This is a genomic window from Microbulbifer agarilyticus (genome assembly GCF_020171345.1).
In the GTDB taxonomy this organism is placed as follows: Bacteria; Pseudomonadota; Gammaproteobacteria; order Pseudomonadales; family Cellvibrionaceae; genus Microbulbifer; species Microbulbifer agarilyticus_D.
In genome coordinates this window covers 405,966-428,825 of the sequence record NZ_JAIUZM010000002.1, presented here as the reverse complement: position 1 = coordinate 428,825, position 22,860 = coordinate 405,966, and the positions used below count along the sequence as shown (strand labels likewise).

Here is a 22,860-nt window from a genome sequence, read left to right as displayed (position 1 = left end):
ACAAACCGATACGCCCCCCTACCGACCTCTAGCGTTTACAGCACCAGACTCAGAGTCTCGCCGGCCGCCAACTGCAGTGGTTCGTCAAAGGCCAGGGTGATGTCCTTGCCGGATTGACTCACCATTGCCATACCGCGAGACGTTTCCAGTTTCGATGGCACTGCGATCTCGCCCCGCCTAATCGACAGGGTTTTCAGTGATAATTCGCCATAGTGCAATTTCAGTTCAATACGATTGTCCGTTTGCGCGAAGCTGCCCCAGCCTTCCGCCGCGGTAAATGCCGACTTGAAGTCCCCGTTGGCGGTCAGCCGCGGCTTGAACCCCAGATGCTGTGACGGGCCATCATACTCAAACCCACAGGCCGCCAAAAACACCCCATAGGAGGCCATCGCACGGGCGTAGTGATCGGAGCACTCGATTTCGTTGTACGGGTTGCGCTTGCTGGCATGGTAGCGGTCGTGAACCGCACGGGTGATCGCCAGCCCCTTGGTCAGTAACGCACTTTGTTCGTCGCTTTCCCAGATCATGTGTCCGGCCACCTGATACTCAAAGCCGGTCATGCACTCATTGAAGTAGCCATACTGCCAGTACTCCTCCCAGTTATCCTTGCGGCCACCTTCCGGCCAGGTACACATGACCAGCCCCGCCTCGCCGGCCAGCGCATAGGTACGGCCCTTTGCCCGGGGGTTCGTGATAGAGTCCCGCAACACACCCATGTCGGGACAGAAGTTGTAATCCCAAAGGCTGGAGAGTGCCTTGCGGATGGTGGCGCCGTCGTAAAGGCGTCCGAGGCCCAGCTGATATGCCCACCACTGGCCGATGACCTGGTCGATGTAGCAACCGTCGCCAATGGCGATGGCATCCGCATGATTCGGATCTATTTCCTGTACGAAAAAGCCATAGTCTTTGCGATACAGGGAGAGAATATTTTCCCGACCACGGGCGGCAATATTACGGCACTCACCAGCAAACGCAGTATCCCCCATTACCCGGGCCATTTCCTCGCCGGCCCGCAGCGCGGCAATATACAGCGAGCTGATCACCGGAATTTTTCCGTACCACTCAGCGTCCAAAGTGTTGTGCTGTTCGCCGGTCGGAATGCCGTCGGGGATACCATCTCTGGCATCCTGCGCGATCAGGTATTGCAAAGCCTTTTTCGTATTCGGCCACACCCGTTGCAAAAATCCGCTACCGGGACTCATCTGGTGCTCCCGCAGGGTGCGCAGGATGACCCCGGCCTGGCCATCCGAGGCATCTTTACTGCCGTACTCTCCACGAAACAAAATAGCGCCGTTTTCCTGGAAACCAAGGCCATAGTCCGTGCGCTCACGCAGGTCCCGCTCCAGGTCTGGAAACAGACGCCCTACCGCTTGTGCGTAATGCCATACATGGGTACAGGTACCAGCGCAGCAACCCACGCCCTCCCAGGCCCAGAAGCGACCATTATCCAATCGATAGGTGGTATTGGTTTGCAACGCATTGGTCGGAATAATGCTGCGCTCTAGCAGCCAGTGCGGCAGCGTACTGTCATACCAGGTATCACGCCACAGCCGGGTCAGGCCTGTGAGCTCTTCCAGAGACTGCCCTACTTCCAGCGCCACTGCACGGGCATCGTGGAACTTGCTCGCATACCAACGTTTAAGTTCATCCTGCTGATCTTTATACAGCGCTTTTTGGTTAGGGAAGTGCCAGGCCACAATAAACGTGACTTCCGCTGTCTCACCCGGTGATAGCCTACGGTTTGTGGCGATCGTGTTCGCGACCTGTGCCAACTGCTTGCCGCCCTCTTTTACAGGCTGCACCACCGTTACCGTCGTGCTGGCACCCTCGCTTGCGACACAAAACAGGGAAAACGAACCGTAGTCGGCCAATTGCTCGAGCGCGCTTTGGTTGTCTGGATCCACGGCCTCGCAGCCGGCAAAAAAACCTGCCCCGGCATGATCGGTATACTCCGTGTTCACCAACCGCGCACCATGCTGTGCCGCCCTACCTTGCAGTGACGGGTTTACCGACCAGGCATCTGCAGTAATCGCCATCTCGCGGTCACTGTGATTACGGAAGCGATAGCGCATAATCGTGGCGGGATAACTGGATCGATCAGTATCCAGTGGGATAAATGCTGTCATCGCCTCCAGCTCAACACCCAAACCTATTGCCGGGTCCCGATACTGAATCTGTGCAATAGGAGCCTGACCGGTAAAAGTGATGTCTTCAAAGCCATTGCGATCGAGAGTGCGCCTTACGGTTTCCCCATCCTGGGTGACAGTAACTGCAAAGCCCTGGTCGAAGTGCCATGGGCTGATCTGCGCCGGCGGGCTGATATAGTTGGCACCATTGCGCTCCTTGATCTCCTTACAGCCATGCTCATTACGCAAGGTCGGGTGCTCGTAGAGTTGGGGCACCACACCTTCATGCGCTTCATTGAAAATGTCCCAAACCCATAACTTTCCATCGCCGCCAATGTACACGGTGCCGGATCCAATACCTCCCACCGGCATGCCAATGTATTGGAGCTGCTCCCAGCCATGATAGGTCGTCGCCTTACCTCGCTCATACAGAGAGCTCACCCATTCAGCCGCGAGTTTCTTATCGAGTGGGATTGGGCCATTAGCTTCCGCAGTTGAAGCGGCCCCTCTGGAGCTCAAAAACGGGCCAGCCATGACTGGCATAGTGAACGCGCCTGATAGGGTCGCCATACCAGCACTCAGGCCTTTCAAAACCTGCCGCCGATTGACACCGGAAGAACAACATCCGGGATCGGGTGCGTGCGTTTTACTCAGTTCTTTTTCATTACAATTATTTTTATTCTTGAAAGAACATGCCATTTCATGGGTCCAGATTAGTAGTTACTTTGATTGGTAAAACTTCTATTCCCTTACTATAACCACCGATAATCGCCGTGCCGGCCTCACCTTTTTTACTACGGATAATCACTACGGCTTTGCCATTGAAAGCGCGTCGATAGTCCGCGACAAACGGCTCAGTCGTGGCAGAATCGCCATTCCCCACCGCCGCGATTTCCGCAGCCCCATCCACGTTGAAGTGAATCAGGTTATCGGCATCGGGCACCAAATGACCGTCCTTATCCAGAACTTCTGCAGTGACATAGGCAAGGTCGTAACCATCTGCTGAAATTTCTGTGCGATCCGTTGTCAGTTTGACTTGTGCGGGCACACCAGCAGTAAACACCTGCTTGCGAGCCACTTCTTCTCCGCCGCGATAAGCAACCACCTCAATGTTGCCTGGTGCATAGGCAACATCCCACTGCAAGCGATAAGGCGAGTCGAAGTATTCCACTTCCTTGCGGTAACGCAGGTCCACCGGCATACGGACCTTGTGAATCCCTTTAACTTTCTTCCCCTGAGATTCGCCATTGACAAACAACTCTACCTCTTCCGCATTTGTATAGGCGATTACCGGGATCACATCTCCTACCTTCCCTTGCCAGTTCCAGTGCGGCAGCACGTGCACCATCGGCTTACTCGTCCACTGGCTCTGGTACAGGTAAAACCGGTCCTTTGGCAGGCCAACGAGGTCGACCGCACCAAATGAGGAACTGCGGGCAGGCCAGTCCTGGTTCCAGTAGAATTTGTTACCGTGGTCGCGGCCACCGTACGGTGTTGGCTCTCCCAGATAGTCAAAACCCGTCCAGATATACTCGCCCATTATTTGCGGGTTTTCGGCCAGGTTCTCCCACTCGATATCCGGAATATACGCCCAGTACGGAGCATAGTTATCGTAACTGCTTACGTATTTTGAAGGGTGCTTTTCCAATGGTTCAACCGGGAAATGGTATTCACCACGTGTGCTCACTACTGAGGATGTTTCCGTGCCCAGCACCGGCTTGCCTTTATAGCGTTCGGTGATATCTGCATATTCAGTGGCCTTGTAGTTCAGGCCTACGATATCAAGTTCATCCGCAATGCCACTTTTGACAAAGTTCGGGTAATCACTCAGTCCGGCGGTCACCAGCCGGGTCGGATCCGCCTTGCGAACAATCTCAGTCAGGCGCTTGGCTTCCTTCCAGCCATCGTCCTTCTTCTGCTCGTAGATCTCGTTACCAATGCTCCACATAATCACCGACGGATTGTTGCGGTGAATTTTCACCATATCCGTAAGGTCACGCTCGGACCACTCGGGGAAGTGCTTGTGGTACCCGTTTACTACGGTGTGCTTGGGAATTCCCCAGGTATCAAATGCCTCAACCTGTAGCAATATTCCCATGCGGTCAGCAAGCTCAACCAACTCCGGCGATGGCGGGTTGTGCGCAGTACGTACGGAATTCACACCCATGTCTTGCATAATTTCGAGCTTGCGCTCAATCGCTCGGGAATTGGCCACAGCCCCCAAGGGACCATTGTCATGGTGCAGGCAAACCCCTTGAATTTGCACCCGCCTTCCATTTAACCAAAAGCCATCATCTGCCTTGTATTCAATGGTGCGGACACCGAGAGGCTGCACATCCGTGTCAATGACCTTTTCGCCATCCAACACGCGGGTCACCACACGGTAGCGGTAAGGGTCGCTGGTATCCCAGCGGCGAGGGTTAGGAATGGTCAACTCAGCTTGAGTGGCGGAATGCTCACCGGCAGCACTGCGAAAGCCCTGCGAATCCTCAGCCACAATGTGACCATTGTGGTCCTGTACTTCCACCTGCAGGGTGAGTGTCTTGTCTGCAGCATGGTTCACCACCTGCGTCGACACCTGCACCTTTGCCTGCTCTTGCGTGATTTCTGGAGTGGTTACTTTGGTAGCCCACTGTTCGATATATACCGGATTTTTCATTTCAATCCAGGTATTGCGATAAATCCCCGCCCCCGGATACCAGCGCGCGGCATAGTTTTCCGGAGCCACGGACACCGCGATCACATTGCGTTTTCCGGGCGCTACGAGATGGTCGGTAATATCGTACTGAAACCCGATGTAACCGAAAGGGCGCTCGCCAACAAGTGCACCATTTACATACACCGCACTGTTGGCCATCACGCCATCAAAGGTCACCAGTACCCGTTTTCCCGCACTTTCTTCAGGCAGCACAAACGACTTCCGATACCAGGCATTCCCGAAAACCGGCAAGCCACCGTTGCGGGCGCTGTATTTCTTGGAAAACGGCCCTTCGATGGCCCAGTCATGCGGGAGATTCAGCTGGCGCCAAGACTTATCGTCAAAGTCTATCTGTGCAGCGGCGGGCTCTCGCCCTTTCGCGAATCGCCACCCTTCGTTAAAACTCACCTTGCCTGACAAACCAGCAACGCCTTCCGTCTTTGCGCTACAGCCAACCGCGATCAAGGCAAAAAGGAGGAATCCACCAACCTTCTTAATCATTGTTATTTTCCACCTTCTTTTTCTTGTAAGGATTGGGAAGCTTCCGCAGGGTAAATTCCGGGTGATAGGTTCGGGACGCATCGGCCAACTGCGACAACTGTTCTGCCAGTTCAGGCTTACTCGTCGCCAGATTATTGGCTTCCGACACATCTTCGGCGAGGTTATAAAGTTCCAGTGGCTTGCGATACTTTTTGATCAGTTTCCAATCACCTTGTCGCACGGCCTGAATTGGGCCCTCGCGCTCATTAAATTCCCAGTACAAGTGACTGTGCTGTGCTTGGCCCTGCACACCGAACAGAGCCTTACGCATGGACACACCATCGTTCGATGGACAAGACTCTGCCTCGGCAAATTCACAAAAGGTTGGCATCATGTCCCAGAAAGCGGAAACATGGTCTGACTCGGTTCCGGGGGTAATCTGAGCCGGCCACTTGGCGATAAATGGCACACGGATTCCGCCTTCATAAAGGTCGCGCTTCTTACCGCGGAGAGGTCCGTTACTATCAAAAAAACCGGTGTCGTATTCGTGGCCATTATCGCTGGTAAAAATCACCAGCGTATTTTGATCAATACCCTTCTTCTGCAATGTTTCCATCAGCCGGGCGATATCTCTGTCCATCCGAGAGACCATACCCGCATAGGCGGTATTGCCTTCGGGGTCATTGCGGTAATGCCCGTCGGTATTCATTTTGCGTTCCGGCCAACCCAGTTTCAGATACTGCTGCTTGGAATCTTCTGGCACGGTAACCGCAAGGTGGGGAATCATATAAGAAAGGTACAGGAAGAAAGGCTGCTGCCCGTCCTGCTTTTCTACATATTCGATCGCCTTTTCAGTAAATAGATCGTGTATGTAGACGCCTTCATTCTTCTTGTAATCATTGCCAGTCAGCTCAAAAGGCTCGTTATTTTCGAACAGGCGATGCCAGTAGTAGTGATGCGCATCCAGGTGTGTCTTCAACCCGTAAAAGTAATCAAACCCCTGCTGGTTAGGCATAGAGGGCAAATGCAAGTTGTCTTGCTCGGGGCTTTCCGACATACCCCATTTTCCGATCGCTGCGGTGTGGTAGCCGTTCTCCTGTAACATCTCTGCGATAGTGATATCGTCCGGTTTCAGATCCACCGGCTTACCACTGTTGGTCCAAACTGGATTCCCGCGAATCGGACTGTGACCACTGTGCAATCCCGTCAGCAAGCTCGCGCGCGAGGGACCGCATACCGAGGAACCCGCATAGTGCTGGGTAAAACGTACACCTTCATCCGCCAGACTATCCAGACCCGGAGTTTGAATTTTGCGTTGCCCGTATGCCCCGAGATCGCCATACCCCAGGTCGTCCGCCAGTATGTAGATGATATTAGGGCGTCGAATTTCAGCAGTCGCGGAAGCTTCCACACTCGGTGCGGAATCAAGCGCACCCGCCTTAGCCATGGCCGGCTCCGCGGCGACTAGCCCCACTAAAAGCAAGCCCATTGAAAGCAAACCGACGGAATTCACTGCGCCCAAAGCATGAGCGGTTGTTATTTTTTGCATGTTTCGTTCAACCAGTATTAGTGCGTTGAGACTTCAATGGCACCCATATCCGGCTTGCCGACAATCGGATTACCGAGGGTATCCTTTTCCACCTTAAGCCCGACAATCAGACCATTTTCATCACCGGGAATCCGCGGAATGTCGATACCCCGGTCCTCCACCATGACCGTGTTAGTCGGCGCATAATCGGCAATTCTGAGCCCGCCCGGCTGGGAAAATTCGGCATTACCGATCAGTGGCGCACTATCCTGAATCAATACTTGCTCTGGCCAGTTATCACTTTTCAGAAACAAATTATTTTTAAACACAATATTTTTGAGGTTGAGGGTATCGCCATTGTTCTCAGGAACGTATTGGTCCCCTTGCACGACCTTGCTATCCCCCACAATGTGGAAGATATTGTTCGCAATCAGCGCCCCTTCTGCGACCTTAGTAACCGCGATTTTCGCCGTGATATGGTCGTCTACGAAAATAGTATTATTGTAGATATAGGTGTTATATGGGCCGTGGCGTTTCTTGGGCCGCGGTTTTTTGCCCGACTTATCGGAACCGACAAAGCCACTCAGCCAGAAGGTCTTACCCTCCTGGAAGGCCACTCCCGGCTTCTTCACACGATGCCCGTCATTCACGCTGACGTTGTAGCGATAGGTGTTGTTGTAGTTATTTCCCAGTACCTCGATAAAGCCACCGGCGTTATTTGCCGACAGGTTGTACTGAACAATAATATTTTTACAGTTGAAGTCGATATGGAAACCGGCGGAATCCCCCGGTCCATTCGCATTCAGAAATTGATTGCGCTCCACAATAATGTCCGAGCTACCCCAGGTCCACATGCCGCTGCCCCGGGACCAGTTGCGCTTATCCAGTGGGCTGCCGGAACCATTAACGGTATTCCCTCTAACAAGGGCCTTGGTAACGCCACTCATCTGCATGCCAGGACCACCAGAATTCAACACCTGATTGTCCAGAACCTGCACATAATTGATCTCACCTTTCCCGTGAAACTTCATGCCGGTATGCGAGACATTGGATACTGAAGAATTTGAGACGCTGATGTGATTGAGCACAGCCCCCGGCACGCTCGCAAAGAACATACCGAACCCGTATTCCTCTTCTCCGTTGGAACTGACCGTGTCCTTATAGCTGCGTACAAAACCTTGGTTATTCGCGTAAACATCGTGGACATCCACGTTGTCAATACGAATATAACCGGATTCTTTTCGGCCCAGCGCTACCACATAAACACCTACACGGCGCGGCTTCAGATTTCTTTTGCCCAACTTGCGCTTGATCGCCTTGGCATGCGCCGGAAAGCTGCCACCGTCAGCCTCAATCTGCAGGTTAGAGATCTCGATATAACGGCTATCCAGGATCAGAACACCCGCGTTGCGCCCCTTGGCGTCAACAATGGGCTTGGGCTGGGATTCATCTGCCCCTTCCGCGTAACTTGAAATTACGATCGGCTTAGTCTCGGTACCCGCAACATCTACCAATTCGATATTGCCGCGGAAGCGCTCCCCACGCGCGAGCAGAACGCGATCCCCCGGCTGTAAGGTCACTTTTTCCAATGCGCGCAGGCTCTTCCAGGCCTGCTCCGGCGAAGTACCCTGGTTGCGATCACTCCCGTTCGAGGCGTGCACATAGTAGTCCGCGGCAAACCCTGAAGAGCTCATCATCACGAGTACACAAAACAACAATCTGCGCATAGCCAGCATCTCTTATAATCATTGAATGAGATTTTATGGGAACGTTACCACTGATTTCCAGCGGTTTTTACGTTTCTTTGCAATGAAGGAGATCTATAGGCAGGCGTGACTATATAGTGTTGCGCTTCTTAAAGCGGGCAATAGCGGCAATCGCGACCAGACTGGGCACAGTGGTACCCAACACCAGAATGGTTTTCATTGATAGCAGAGTATCAATGGCCTGCTCACCCCCCTGTTTCGCATCGAAACCAATCCAGTTCAGGGTCGCGCCGGCTAACAGGATGGTAAAAATCACACTCATGGTGACCACCCAGTGATGCATACCGGCAAAACCACCCTCTCGCTGCACACTGGTCGCGCGGGCATCATCATCACTGGCCTGAGCGACCAGCGCCGGAATGATAACGGTCATAGAAGACCATATGGCAGAGCAAAGGATCGGATCCAGCAACAGGAACCAGGTCACTCCGGGCATATAGATAAACCACTTGGCCACCCCACCAAGGGCATTCATCAGGAAGATAACTTGTAGCGCAGACAGCTTACCCAGCTTGCGCGATAGCATTGACACCAAGGGAATATAGACTGCTGCCGCAATGGCAAAGCCCATCGATAGTACCGCCTTCCAAACAGCACCCTCGGCAATATCGCCACCAAACATGTAGTAAACGAGGACGTAGTAGTCCATCTTGGCCGCGTAGGCCACCAGGCCCACTTGCATGATCACCAGTACAACAATCAGGCGCATGAGCGGAACCGCGAGAATTGAGCGCGAGCTGGCCAGTACCGACAGCCGCGTACCCCTTTGCGGCCCAAGCTTCCGCGGCTGCTCTTTAACCAGTAGTGCCGGCAGCATCCCCAGAAGACCAATAACCAGGATGGCGACCGCCCAACCAACAACCTTAATGCCAAAGAAGACGCTGCCGAACAGAGCCAGCGAAGCCAGCGGATACAACCATTGGGTCCCCAGTGATGCCAGCTTGATAAAGTAGGAGTTGATCTCCATCACCTTGATACGCTGGTGATCATCCCGGCTCATTTCATAGGACAAGGACGTCAACGGGACACTGTAAAACTGAGCCGCAAAGTAAAACAGTAAGGAAACACAAAAGAAGTATACGAGCTGTTGTTCGGCAGCCCAGTGGGCCGGCACCATCCACATCAAGCCAAACAGCAGCGCCAGGCACCAGGCAGAAATAAAAATGAGTGGCTTCCGCCTTCCGAAACGGTTTTGCAAATTATCGGAAAAGTGGCCAACCCAGGGGGAAAGAAAAGAAGAGAAAACGATGGGAATAGTCAGCGCGACCCCAAATAGAAACGGGTCGACACCCAGGGTCATCTGATAGAAAGGCACCGCAAGAATATCACTGGTCTTTTCAATAAAGAAAAGACAGAAAAAGCCTACGCCCAGCGCGAGCTTTTGGCCGAGCGGCACCAGCTGTGCCTCCCCCGTATTGTCCCGGCTCACTTGCACCGCCCTCTTACGCGGGCTCAGTGACCTTATTCAGGTCAGCGACAGAACCGCGCTCAACAAGGTGCGGCATAAACAGGTGGGTGCGCCCCGCTTCGATTGGCTCTTCCGCCAACTCCATAGCCAGGTTCGCCGCGTAGCTTGCCATCTCCGCCACCGGATAGTGCATGGTAGTAAGGGAGGGAAAGCAAGCTCGGGAGATCAACAGGTCGTCAAAACCGATCACCGACACCTCTTCTGGCACCTTGATCCCTTGCGCCTGCAGCTCGTGCACAACCCCCACCGCCATATGGTCGTTGTAGGTCATAATTGCGGTAAACTTCTTGCCGCGCGCGAGCAGCTTTTTGACCGCGTCGCGACCGCCGTCCATCTCCGCAACCTTAGCCAGCTCTATCAGGTCATCCTGAATCGGCACCCCGGCATTGGCCGCGGCCGTACGGATGCCATCGAGACGCGCACGGGCATCAGGGTTCATATCTTCACGTGAAATCACCGCGATATCTTTGTGACCTTTATCAATCAGATAACGTGTAGCCTCCTGGGCACCCTGATTGTTATCGAGCCAGACACAGCGATGCGCGATTTTGCTGATAAAGCGGTTGATAAACACCAGGCCAGGAATTTCTTCGGCCAGCTCGATCAACTTCTGGTCGCTGGTGCGCGCGCTGTGAAACACGATCGCGCCACATTTGTGCTGCAAAAGTGACTCAATTGCTTCTCGCTCTTTCTGCTCACTGCCGTAGGCATTACTAATGAGCACCTTGTACTGGTTCTCACTGATCGCCTCTTCGGCACCACAAACCAGCGCACCAAAGAACGGCATCGATACCATGGGAACCACAACACCCAGTGTGTTTGATTTACTGCTCACCAGCGCTTGCGCGTTGATATTCGGTCGATAGCCGAGGTCCGCAATCACTTTTTGGATTTTGGCTCGACTGGAAGCTTTTACGTTGCTCTCGCCACGAATCACTCGCGAAACGGTGGAGGTCGACAGCCCGGAGACCCTCGCAACGTCTTTAATTGTAACCACGTTAAAACTCCCAACTATCATCCGCTGACGGCATCAGTTTCAAACTGATGCAATTGCCGGCAACGTTACCACTACGAACCACATATTGCCATTCTTTAACGAGTGTCCTTAATGACTTTTAGGTCAAATTGAGTCAGAGACAGCGCCGGCACCGTCGCCCTACGCACTAAACCCTGCTCCGTGATCACCGGTTCCAGGGCTGCTACGCCCTGCTCAACCGCGGGGAACTCATCTTCCGGGTGCTCTCCCCGGTAGCTGGAGACAGAAGCCAGCGCCACACCTTCCAAGTCGGCAAAATCCAACTCCAGCGACCCGGCCCGATCATTCTTGTTCAGCACCATGACACTCAGTGCCCCAGTGTCTGGGTCGAAACTGGCATAGAGGCGCAGGTAACCATGCTTTTCTTTAACCTGCAGCACATGGTTATAAGATCGGTTGTTGATGAACTTAATCACCTCACCAATTGGCGTCAGACTGTTATCCGGGGTGTTGTTCAATGAATTGGCGATCTGTCCATGTCCCCCACCCCACTCACCTTCCCAAGGGGAGTGCGTGTTCCAGTGCACCATATCAGTCACATTCTTGTGCTTCGAAGTCGAGAGGGTCAGCTCCGCAAATACCAACGACTTCCACAGATCATTGGCGTAATTTTTCTTGCTATCGATTGCCGCCGGCCCCTGCTCTCCTGAACCAGCCTCTCCACCCGAAAGTGGCTCCACGAAAAAACGCTCCGCCTTGCCAACGCCACCGGCCAACAAGTTGTAGCGGTTGTTTTTCTGGTCAAACCGGACATACCGATTGGGAAGGGCTTCCGAGCGGAGGTGATACTGGTTGTCGCCCTTGGCCGTCACCAACTGCCAAAAACTCTGCTCGCTCGGCTTATCCAGGAAGGTGATGGGATCTGCTGGCTTTTTGCCGGCCGTCAGGAAGCACCCTCCACAGGCGCGGGAGCGTAACAACACCCCACCGCTTTTCAGCAATTGTACGTAAATTGCGTCGGCAGCACGGGGCTGGCGCCACAACCGGGCCAGTGCGTCACCGTCAGCTCCAGGCCCTACGAGCACACGACTATCCTGATTCCCTCTGGCACGAAGTAATACATCCCCCAGGGGGTCCAATTCGGGATAATTACCGCCAGTCACACCATACTCGGTAATGATCATCGGCACGTCTTTATGCGCCGGGCTTGCCGCTGCATAGCGTTGCAAGCGTTCGATCTTACTGGTGAGGTTACCGTCGAAATCACGCCAGTTACGATAGGATTCGGTCCACGCACGCCCATGCAAGTACTGGTGCGGCGACAGAAAATCGATGTATTGCGCAACGCTTTCGTCACTCAGCACACTGGACAGCCAATCGGCGCGACCGTCTTCACCAAAGCCAATATGGATAGAAGGGTCCACGGCTTTCATCGCACTGGCAATCTCGACAAAATTTTTAACGTAGGTTTCTTTGTCGCTGTGCATCGCCACTTCATTACCCAGCTGCCAATACTTCACCCCATAGCCCCGGGTAATATTGGCGTAGCGTACCCACTCCACCGCATGTGTTTTCAGCTCATCGAAACTAACAACCGTGCCGGGGTAATGCGCCTTGTCATAGCCCAGCATATTGACCATGATCAGGGGCTCCACATCCAACGCCTTGGCGTACCCCATGAACTCGTCAAAATCGAGACCGCTACTGAAGTAACCGTGCTTATCCACCGCCCATGACCAAGTCCCGGGCGCCACTTCAGTCGAGGCAACCCGCGGCCTAAGCCCAGAGTCACCATCGGTAAAGGGTGCATCCGTAAACAGATAATTGTCACCCAGGTGTCCGTAGGGAAAACGCATAATGCCCAGGTTCATCTCCCCAAGACGCTGCTGCATGGGTACCTTTCGCGGCCACTTGTCGTCCGACGACATAAGGAATGTGACATTTTCACCGATCAATGGCCGCTCCAGCTTTTTTACGACCTTGGCCGTATCGATGACCGTACGCTCGATACTGTAAGAGGGCAACGTTATCGATACGAATGCCAGCATCAGCACAATACGAGAGAGCAAAAATGGTTTTCGCATGATTTTGCTATTTCCTGATTCTTTGGTGAATGCCGGTCCCAAAACACTAGCCAGCGACAAGACAAAAAAAGAGCAGATCACTCTGCCCTTTCTATTGCGCCTCAATCCGATTGAGGCCAGTAATCAAAATTCCAGCTGTCGATATCCGCTCTGGTGCGCGAGCTTTTCATCAACGCCAGAATCTGAGCCACTCGCTCCGGATGCGCACCCGCAACATTGTGCTGCTCTGCGAGATCGACTTTCAGGTTGTAGAGTTCAACCGGAGGGTTCTCTCGTTGACCCTCGTTATACAAACGCACGGCCTTCCACTGACCGGCCGCATCATCCAGGCGGATAGCCTGCGCGTGATTGCCATTGTTATTGTGAAATTCCCAATACAAATGCGAATGTAACTTCTGCCCCGTCTCCCCCAGCAGTGTAGGCAAGAAGGAAATACCATCTGTCGTCTCTGGGCTATCGACGCCAGCAACCTCCGCCAGAGTGGGCATCAAGTCCCAAAATGCCGACATGTGGTCGGAGTTCGAACCGGGATGGATCTTTTCTGGCCACCAGGCGATGGTCGGCATACGGATACCACCCTCATACAGGTCGCGCTTGTAACCACGGAATGGGCCGTTTGCATCAAAGAATGCCAGGTCCGCACCGCCCTCCCACGAGGGCCCATTGTCACTACTGAAAATAACCAAGGTATTTTCGTCGAGCTGTAACTCTTCGAGTTTAGCAAGTACATCGCCAATACTACGATCCAGGTGTGAAATCATTGCGGCGCGAACCGCTTTGGGGTTTTGCACCGGCATATAGTCCTGGCCGCCACCTAAGTTCGGTGTTTCTACAAAGCCAGACTCAGCATACGCGGCAATGTCGGCATCCGGCGCCTGCAATGACGCATGCGGAGTGGCAAAGGACAAAAACAGGAAAAACGGATCGTCTTTGTGTTCAGTTATGTAGCGCAAGGCGTCGTCCGCCAAACGCTGCTGGGCAAAATCCTCACGCTTATAAGGAAGGTAGCTGGCCGGGTCATTCGGGTTCGCGTCCTCCGGCAGCTTTTGGTGCGTATCCAGATAGGTGTTATCCAGCGGAAAGCGCTCTTCGTTCAACCACAGGTGTGTTGGGTAGTGATTGTGCGCCTGCTTTTGGTCCAGGTAACCGAAGAAATAGTCAAAACCCTGCTTGTTGGGCGTGCCATAAGACTCCGGGCCACCCAGCCCCCACTTGCCAATCAATGCGGTTTTATAGCCGGCATCTTGCATCATGGTGCCGATGGTTTCGGTCCCGGGGCGCAGCGGCATTTGGCCGTACTCTTCTTCATCAAGGAAGGTGCCTAATTCATAGTTACCGCGAATTTGCACCACACCCGGCTGTTTACCGGTGACGAGCGACGCCCGAGAAGGAGCGCATACCGTGCTCCCCGCATAATGCTGGGTCAAGCGCATACCCTCTTCCGCCATTTTATCCAGGCTAGGCGTCTCAATATGTTGTTGGCCGAAGGCACCCAAGTCGCCATAGCCCAGGTCGTCCGCCAGGATATAAATCACATTTGGCGGGCGATCTTCGCTGGCATTTGCCGCATGCGCGCCAAGCTCCCCGTAACCCGGTAACAAGAGGCTCGCAGCCAATACAGAAGCGATACAAAGAACGCCATTAACGATGACTTTTGCCAATGTGATTCCCTCGCTTTTTTTAAATTGAATTGAGCGAAATGCTACGGGGCTCAAGACCATCGCCGCTCACGGTGACAGTGATCGGGCCAGACTGATCCGTAGCCTGTAATAACGCCAATGCTTTGCCCATAAACGCCTTTCGGGTAGGCACCTTGTGCGGCTCAAGGTCGAGGATATCGCCATTCTCCACACCAATCAGTCGGGCGGCGCCCTCGACAGCAATGTTCAGACGGTTACTCGCGCTGGGAACCATATTCCCCTGGTCGTCCACCACGTCCAGTTCCACATGCACAACATCCGTCTGGTTCGCCGTAATCTCGGTACGATCTATGGATATCGCCACCGACGCTGGGGCACCGGCAGAGCGTACCGATTTGCGGACAACTTCCTCACTGCCGTTCTTAGCCACCACCGTCAGTTCACCCGCCTCATACGGCACCAGCCATACCAACTGCATCGCATCGCCCATCGCCTTTTCACCCAGCGATTCCCCATTCAGGAACACTTCCGCGGACGGCTGGTTGGTATACACTACTACTGGAATTTCCACCCCTTCTTTACCCGGATGTGTCCAGTGCGGATCCAGATGCACCATGGGCTCGCTGCTCCACTGGCTCTGGTACAGGTAATAAGGCCCCTTGGGGAAACCGGCCAGGTCAATCACACCAAAGTTCGCTGTGCGCGCAGGCCACCCAAACGATTCCCCGAGGTAATCGAATGCAGTCCAGCGGAAAGTACCCAGCAGGTACGGCAGGTCCCGAGCCAACCGGATCTCATCACGGATCGGCATACGCACCACGGAGTTATCGTAGGAAGAGCCGTATGCGCCATCGATCGAAGGGAAGACTTCTTCTTCGGTCAAGTTAGGGATCTTGTAAACTTTATTCTTGATCCGCTGCCATTTTTTCGCTGGCCCCTCTTTGGAATTCACCTCCCAGGGAGCAGGAAAATCCCGCACGCGATAGCTGGTCTTGCTGCGGTATACACCGCGAGTATGAATCGTGTGCGTCATCTCGGTGCCAATCACCGGCGTATCGGGATACTCTTCGTGGAACTTCTCGATCGCACCTTTGAATTCACCATGCCCGTTAAAACCGGCAATGGTCAGATGGCCGCCGGCGTAGCCGCGGCCCTGTGTAATTGGACGGGAATCATCAATAGAGCTGGCAAACGCTACCAACTGCTTTTGTTGCTCCGGCGTATAATTCGGAACTTCATTACCAACACTCCACATCACCACGCTGGGGTGATTGCGATCACGACGCATAAAGTCAGTGAGATCGCGCTGCCACCACTCATCAAAATAGAGTCCGTAGTCGTATTTAGCCTTCGCATCCCACCAGCCATCAAAGGCTTCGTTCATCAGCAGGAAGCCCATTTCATTGGCCATCTGGTAAAACTCGGGCGCGAACGGATTGTGCGTTGTGCGGATTGCATTAACGCCCATTTCTTTTAGCTGAATCAGGCGCTTGCGCAGCACATCATCGGGAACTGCGGCGCCAACCGGGCCACCGTCGTGGTGCATACTGATGCCCTGCAACACAATCGGCTCGCCGTTCAGCACAAAACCCCTGTCTACTGATATATCTACAGAGCGAAAGCCAGTACTCGTTACCAGGCGGTCCACGACCTGACCGCCATCGGAAACAGTCGTCTTCAGCTGGTAAAGGTGCGGAGCATCTACCGACCACAATTCAGGGGTCAACAGTTCAAACGCCTGTTCAGCGGCGTAGGTCGAGCCTGCCGCAATCTCTATCTCCCGGCGAGACTTAGCTGATACTTCACCGTTCGGCGCTACCAGCTCACTCAGCAATGTCAGAGTTTTGTCTGCTTGATCGTGATTCACAACTTCCGTGGTCACACGCACGTCGGCCTTTTCACGAGTGACATTTTCGCCGCGAACAAATACGCCGCTATACGGAACATGCTGCTGATTCACTGTGGTTAGCCAGACATGGCGATAAATACCCGAGCCCGTATACCAGCGGCCGCTGGGCGCATTGGCGTTATCGACACGCACCGCAATCACATTGTTTTGCGGGGTCAGATAATCCGTGAGGTCATATTGAAAGCTGACATAGCCATACGGGCGTTTACCGAGGTAGTGGCCATTTACCCAAACCTCGCTATTCATATAAACGCCATCAAATTCGATATATACGCGCTTGCCCTGCCATGCCTCCTGCCAATCGAAGTGCTTGCGGTACCAGCCAGTACCTGTAGGCAGAAAGCCACCGGCAATACCCGCCGGATTATTTTTGTCGTATTCCCCTTCGATACTCCAGTCGTGGGGCACATTCAGCGAGCGCCACTGGGCGTCATCAAACACCGCGTTTTTTGCAGTTGGGGCATCGCCAAGGAAAAACTTCCAGTTGAAGTCAAAATTGACGCGCGTTCGAGCTTCAGCTTCGCCGTGCGCAGGCCGATCCGATGAGCATGCAGAAAGGGTCGTAAAGGTCAGGAATACAACGAGAAGCTTTGCGCAGAATTTTTTCATTTTTTCGCTCGAACGCATCCCGCCCGAACAAATACAGTACAGTCTGTTCAGGCTGAATACTTTATGAATATTAGGGAATTCAGAATTGGCGCAGGAAGACCGGATTATAAGAAGCAAATAATGGCTTCAGTTGTAAACCTGCAAGCAATTCACACCGGATTCATTTCTATTATGTGCCGCACAACCATCGGGCAAGCGATTCTGCAACCTATTGCTAAGGCAGAACCACCTGCCGATGGTGTACGAATTACGCTGCTCTTTGCAGAGAGCAGCGCAAGCCGCTGCGGTTTAGAAGCGCGCGCGTACGCCGGCGTACCAGCTAACACCGCGGTGGGTAGACTCCCAGATATAATCCGGGTGTGCTTCGCCAACTTTATCGCTCTTCAAGTTACCTTTCGTAGTCGCCTCATCCAGCAGGTTCGCTGCCTGGGCAAACACGGTCACATTGTCGAGCACTTTGTAGTTAGCAGAGACACTCAGATTTTTGCTCGGCCAGCGCAGGGTGTAGTCCTGACCGTCTCGGGTTGCCATATAGTCCTGTTGGGTCAGGTTCACACGGGTAGAGAACTTCTGACCGTGGTCGTAGGTCAGCGCCAGGTTATAGGTGCTGTTGATCCAGCCTACCGGCGAGTAGTAAAGCTCAGTTGGACGATCTTCAGGAGCTTGACCACTATAGCGCGGGTTGTAGTCCTGTTGCGCACCGTGATCAAAGTCCATGTAGTTACCGTTCAAGGCAAAGCCTCTCAGGTAAGGTGAGAAGCGACCCAGGCTCTGGCGGAAGGAGAACTCCCAACCTTTCACAACACCACCATCGGCCATTACCTCAGAGGTTACTGGCAGGTAAAGCTGTTCACCTTCAACGCCGTCCAGCTCGATTGGAAGATATTCGGCGCCCTGCTCGTACAGACCATCCAGATCTTTGTAGAACACAGCAAGCGCATAGTAGTCACGACGGTTTGGATACCACTCAAAAGAGACATCCCCCTGCGTAGACTCAATGGCAGTCAGATACGGGTTACCAGCACGGCCTAGAGTTCGTTCGGAAAGCTGGTTAAGCTGAACATCCCATTCCGTTTTATTGTTGGTAACCAGATATGGGTTGATCTCATTACTATCGGGGCGAATCATCGCTTTACCCGCACCTACACGAATCACAGTATCTTCGATCAGCCGTAGATTCACATTGAGGGTAGGCAACACACCAGAATATTCATTGGTTGCGAGAGAAGGCATGACCTCGCCCGTAGGCTTCATGCTGATCTTTCCATTTTTCGCATTAACATTGAATTCGTAATCCGCTTCATAACCGGTCGCCTCGAGCTCCGTTTTATAGTAACGGGCACCCAGGAAGCCGTCGTACCACTCACCGTAGAAGTTCGCCTGCACGTAAAATGCAGTTGTGTCTTCTTCGATAGAACCAGACTCCAACAGGCCCTCGGCATCTTCGGTGCGTTCCGGTAGAACATCACCGTACAAGCTCAAAATCTGCCCAGCGTTAAAATAGGCAAATTCGTCAAAGCCATTTACATCCAACTTCTGGTAGGGATTATTCGATACGGAAGTATTCAGACCGGCAAAGTTAATGCCTTCGAATACAGATGCATCAAAAGTTTCCGGGTCGTTACTGAAATCCTTGGTCATATTGGAGCGACGGAAACCGGTTTTGATTTCCTGCAGCGGACCCAAGGCAACGTCAAACGTCAGATCCAGCTTGACTGCATCCAGCTGGCTCTCGGTAGTATTCTGGCTCCAGTTTACGCCACTGAAATTCCACAGACTGTCATCATTCAGCACATTAGTCAGCTGAGACTCATCCAGGGTATAAGTGTCGGGATTGTGTGCAGAAGCCGTTGCGGCGTCTTCACTACCCAGATAATCCAGCCCAAATTCACCGCCATGCATATCAAACGCGAGGAAATGATTCATACCCTCACCGAACTTACCGCTAACGGTACGATACTGATACAGGCGATCGGCGGTTGAACGGGAAAGGTCCAGCTCTGCACGGATACTGTCGGTGAGCTGATAATCAAAATTAAAGCCAAAGGCTTCGGTTTCATCTTCGTTGAGTACATTGGCATCCCATTTACCAATGCTATTTACACTCGCCAGGCCGCTCATTACGTAATTTTTTTCGTTGATATCAGCCAGCGCCGGATCGCCTAGCGGATCGCCACTGGACAAACCCCAGAAGCTCATTACCGCCATATCCATTTCGTAATCGTAGTTAGCGCTCAAGAAATCAGCGCTGATCAACAGGTCTTCATTCACTTGCCACTGGGCCGCAGCGAATACCGCATTCTGATCATCGTTGAATTTCTTGGAAGTAAGCACTGCGGCAGGCGGTGAAATTTCGGTAGCAAGGCCGTCGCCGTTCCAGTCGGTCGTCCAACCCAAACCGGTCAAAAGATTGCCAGCCTTCACTCCCTCAATGTGGCGCACATCGTCTTTCACAGATGCGCCGACAGACACCGCAAAATCGTCGGTAATACGCTGACTGAAAAGACCTTGAATGTTAGTGCCGTATTTCGGGCCAAAAGTAAGGTCTTGGTACAGCTCATTGCTGTTACCCGCCACAGAGAAAGAGCGCACGTCGCGATCAGACTCCAGCGGCTTGAAGGTTTCCATATTGACGGTACCGCCGATACCACCTTCCAGCATGTCGGAAGTCGCTGTCTTGTAGACCTGAGCACGACGAATTGCGCCAGACGGATACAGGCTGAGGTTTACGGAGCGAGAACCGAAGGAACCGACAATTTCACGATCATTCAGAGTGGTCAGGGTGTACTGCCCGCCCATACCACGCACAGAAATGGTGTTGCTGCGGCCGTTGTCCTGGTTACCGGTCACACCGGTCAGGCGCTCCAGAGATTCCGCAATACTCTGATCAGGCAGCGCACCAATATCCTCCGCCGCCAAGGCTTCCGCAACAACGTTGGCGTTGCGCTTCATGTTAATAGCTTCGACCTCACTGGCGCGCATACCGCCAGTAACAGTCAGCTCTTCCATGCTCTCAGCTTGCGCAGCTTCGCTCTTAACTTTGGTTGTTTTTAGTTCGCTCGCCTGCGACTCAGCATCTTGAGCCAGAACATAGCCTGGCGCCTGCATCGTCAATGCCGCAAGTACCGCTAAGCTCAATTTCGTTTTTTTCATTTTTATCCCCTAAGACGGTTTTGAAGACTCTCTCATCCGACCGAGAAACCCTGCGTACAGAGCCTGCCACATCCCAAATTGTGGCAACGTTACCTTCTCAATCTATGGCAACGTTACCACTAGGTTTTCGGTGTAGCAACCCGCAACATGCGTTCACCGCTCACAAATACCCGTCAATTGGCGGGAAAACACCCCATACAGTGTCATACCATCACACCTTCATGACACTTAAAACATGCACCGTAGGTCAGGAGCCAGTGAGCGACTCCCACATATAGTGGACGACCACCTCAAGCTTCCAATCAACGAAAAAACCTTAAAATTCATATATTTACAGAAATAGAAATATTTCCTAAAAATGCTTCACTCAAGTAGGACTCACCTTCACACCAACCGCCCATTCGCAAAACAACTGCCCAAGAAAGACTCCAAGCAGTAATCGACAATCAAATATTTCCAAACCCTCGAGCCGGCCAACCATCCAATTACCATGCTCTCAAGCCGATTGGTTGTTCGCAAAACATACAAAACCGACAAGTTGCCGAACGACAATTGAGTATTTCGCTGACAGCAACTCACACCACCCTTTGGCCAAACTGGGATCGCAACCAATTTTACTTATGGCAACGTTTTCATTATTATCCCAGGAATTCCCATAGACAGAGCCGCATCAGCACTGAGCGCGGATCAATTGCGGGCAGACAAAACCATAAAAAAGCGTTTCCACCACTGCGCCTCATCAGGACATGGTCGAAAACAACAGCGAGAGGAAACGAGGATGCTGCCATCAGGTGACAACCGTAGACGTAATAGTGCCGGTTACCCTTCCCGCCGCTTTTCCCGCTATTACACTGCCACCAAAGCAGCTCTGCTGCTGAGCGTACTTTGTTTCACCGCAAGCTGTAGCAAGGCGACTGACACTGAACTGCCGCCCCCCAACATCGTGGTCTTTCTGGTGGATGATCTGGGGTTGATGGATACCTCGGTTCCCTTTCTGGCAGATGCACAGGGTCTTGCAGAGCGCCATCCACTTAACGCGCGTTATCACACCCCAAACCTGGAATTACTCGCCAGCAGTGGCACGCGCTTTACCGATTTCTATACCCAGAGCGTATGCTCCCCTACCCGATCGTCTCTACTGACCGGGCAAAACGCAGCCCGCCATCACACCACCACCTGGATTAAGCCGGACGAGAATAACGCGGGGGAGTTTGGGCCGCGAGACTGGAACTGGATGGGACTTGATTCGTCTTCGGTCACCTTTCCAAAGCTGCTGCAACAGCAGGGATACAAGACCATTCATATCGGCAAAGGCCACTTTGGGCCCAACGATAGCGAGGGGGCCAACCCGGAGAATATCGGCTTCGACGTCAATATTGCCGGGGCATCCTGGGGCAGACCGAAGAGCTATTACGGGCAAGACCACTATGGGAATCATCCCAAGTACCGGGAGCAACAGTCCCCTGTCACCCACGCAATCCCCCACCTGGAAGCGTATTACGATAAAGACATGTTCCTAACGGAAGCTCTGACCCGTGAGGCGCAGGCACAAATCCGGCAGGCCGCGGAAGAATCGGCACCCTTTCTGCTGTATATGTCCCACTATGCCGTACACGCGCCGTTTCACGCGGATACCCGATTTACTGAACGATATAAAAACCTGGGATTAACCGAGAAAGAAACCGCATTTGCCGGACTGGTTGAAGGCGTGGACAAATCCCTCGGCGATATTGTCGAAACGCTGGAGGCATCTGGCGTCGCAGACAACACGCTGGTTATTTTTCTCGGTGATAATGGCACCGATGCGCCAATCGGCCATATCAACGATATTGCGGCAGCAGCACCGTTACGGGGAAAAAAAGGCACAAGTTGGGAGGGCGGAATCCGGGCCCCACTGGTAATCAGCTGGGCAAAGCCAAACGCTGAGCATCCAGCACAGCAGCTTACGCCTGTCCTGGCAGGAGCAATCAATCGCTCGCTGACCACGGTGATGGATCTTTACCCAACTATTTTGGGGCTTTCCAATACGACCTCTCCGGAGGCGCACCCAATTGACGGAAGCAACCTCAAGGCGCAACTGGCGGGCATTGAAGCAGACAACACGAATAAGAGCTTCCTGATGCACTTCCCGCACAAGCACCGGCATTCTTACTTCACAGCCCTGCGCCACGGGGACTGGAAGCTGATTTATCACTACAACCCTCAGGGCAAAAACAACACGCCAAAGTACCAGCTGTTTAACCTGAAAGAAGACCCGAGCGAATCTCACAATCTAGCGCAATTACAGCCAGAAAAATTACGCGAGATGGTGACAAGAATGGGAACGCAACTGGAAAACCAGGGCGCCCAGTATCCAGGTAATAAACAAGGGCGCCAGCTCGCCCCGCTATACCCACGCTAATACAAACAGCGATGCGTCACAT

General features: G+C 53.1%; 11 protein-coding genes. 1 reads left to right on the top strand and 10 read right to left on the bottom strand.

All coding sequences use genetic code 11. From position 1 onward, the window contains the following. Nucleotides 1-35: 35 nt before the first annotated feature. The 10 genes from LCM31_RS08975 to LCM31_RS08930 all read right to left on the bottom strand — a co-directional run bounded on the left by LCM31_RS08975 (nt 36) and on the right by LCM31_RS08930 (nt 20,437). The gene (locus LCM31_RS08975; protein WP_224869298.1) at nt 36-2,567 is read right to left on the bottom strand and encodes a GH116 family glycosyl-hydrolase; all 2,532 of its coding nucleotides are present in this window, start codon (nt 2,565-2,567) and stop codon (nt 36-38) included. Between the two features lie 259 nt (nt 2,568-2,826). Beyond that, nucleotides 2,827-5,325: a glycoside hydrolase family 2 TIM barrel-domain containing protein gene (locus LCM31_RS08970; protein WP_224869296.1), complete on the bottom strand. Its 2,499-nt coding sequence runs from the start codon at nt 5,323-5,325 to the stop codon at nt 2,827-2,829. Next, the gene (locus LCM31_RS08965; protein WP_224869294.1) at nt 5,318-6,751 is read right to left on the bottom strand and encodes an arylsulfatase; all 1,434 of its coding nucleotides are present in this window, start codon (nt 6,749-6,751) and stop codon (nt 5,318-5,320) included. The genes LCM31_RS08970 and LCM31_RS08965 overlap by 8 nt, the downstream gene beginning before the upstream one ends. 119 nt (nt 6,752-6,870) lie before the next feature. Continuing rightward, nucleotides 6,871-8,559: a right-handed parallel beta-helix repeat-containing protein gene (locus LCM31_RS08960; protein WP_224869292.1), complete on the bottom strand. Its 1,689-nt coding sequence runs from the start codon at nt 8,557-8,559 to the stop codon at nt 6,871-6,873. Nucleotides 8,560-8,668: 109 nt separating this feature from the next. Beyond that, entirely contained in the window at nt 8,669-10,027 is a 1,359-nt protein-coding gene (locus tag LCM31_RS08955; protein ID WP_224869290.1) for an MFS transporter, read from the bottom strand. 13 nt (nt 10,028-10,040) lie between these two features. Continuing rightward, nucleotides 10,041-11,063: a LacI family DNA-binding transcriptional regulator gene (locus LCM31_RS08950; RefSeq protein ID WP_224869288.1), complete on the bottom strand. Its 1,023-nt coding sequence runs from the start codon at nt 11,061-11,063 to the stop codon at nt 10,041-10,043. Nucleotides 11,064-11,158: 95 nt separating this feature from the next. Beyond that, on the bottom strand, nt 11,159-13,126 hold the full coding sequence (locus LCM31_RS08945; protein WP_224869286.1) for a glycoside hydrolase family 2 TIM barrel-domain containing protein: 1,968 nt from the start codon (nt 13,124-13,126) through the stop codon (nt 11,159-11,161). 101 nt (nt 13,127-13,227) lie between these two features. Continuing rightward, on the bottom strand, nt 13,228-14,787 hold the full coding sequence (locus LCM31_RS08940; protein WP_224869284.1) for an arylsulfatase: 1,560 nt from the start codon (nt 14,785-14,787) through the stop codon (nt 13,228-13,230). Between the two features lie 19 nt (nt 14,788-14,806). Beyond that, the gene (locus LCM31_RS08935; protein ID WP_224869282.1) at nt 14,807-17,284 is read right to left on the bottom strand and encodes a sugar-binding domain-containing protein; all 2,478 of its coding nucleotides are present in this window, start codon (nt 17,282-17,284) and stop codon (nt 14,807-14,809) included. A gap of 288 nt (nt 17,285-17,572) precedes the next feature. Then, nucleotides 17,573-20,437: a TonB-dependent receptor gene (locus LCM31_RS08930; RefSeq protein WP_224869280.1), complete on the bottom strand. Its 2,865-nt coding sequence runs from the start codon at nt 20,435-20,437 to the stop codon at nt 17,573-17,575. 778 nt (nt 20,438-21,215) lie between these two features. On the opposite strand from LCM31_RS08930, the gene LCM31_RS08925 reads away from it, so the two are divergent. Further along, entirely contained in the window at nt 21,216-22,838 is a 1,623-nt protein-coding gene (locus LCM31_RS08925; protein ID WP_224869278.1) for a sulfatase, read from the top strand. Nucleotides 22,839-22,860: the final 22 nt, after the last annotated feature.

Bases quoted from the DNA above. Each gene is read 5' to 3' on its own strand.
- LCM31_RS08970 (WP_224869296.1), bottom strand. From the start codon at position 5,325: ATGATTAAGAAGGTTGGTGGATTCCTCCTTTTTGCCTTGATCGCGGTT.
- LCM31_RS08965 (WP_224869294.1), bottom strand. From the start codon at position 6,751: ATGGCTAAGGCGGGTGCGCTTGATTCCGCACCGAGTGTGGAAGCTTCC.
- LCM31_RS08960 (WP_224869292.1), bottom strand. From the start codon at position 8,559: ATGCGCAGATTGTTGTTTTGTGTACTCGTGATGATGAGCTCTTCAGGG.
- LCM31_RS08945 (WP_224869286.1), bottom strand. From the start codon at position 13,126: ATGCGAAAACCATTTTTGCTCTCTCGTATTGTGCTGATGCTGGCATTC.
- LCM31_RS08935 (WP_224869282.1), bottom strand. From the start codon at position 17,284: ATGAAAAAATTCTGCGCAAAGCTTCTCGTTGTATTCCTGACCTTTACG.
- LCM31_RS08930 (WP_224869280.1), bottom strand. From the start codon at position 20,437: ATGAAAAAAACGAAATTGAGCTTAGCGGTACTTGCGGCATTGACGATG.
- LCM31_RS08925 (WP_224869278.1), top strand. From the start codon at position 21,216: ATGCTGCCATCAGGTGACAACCGTAGACGTAATAGTGCCGGTTACCCT.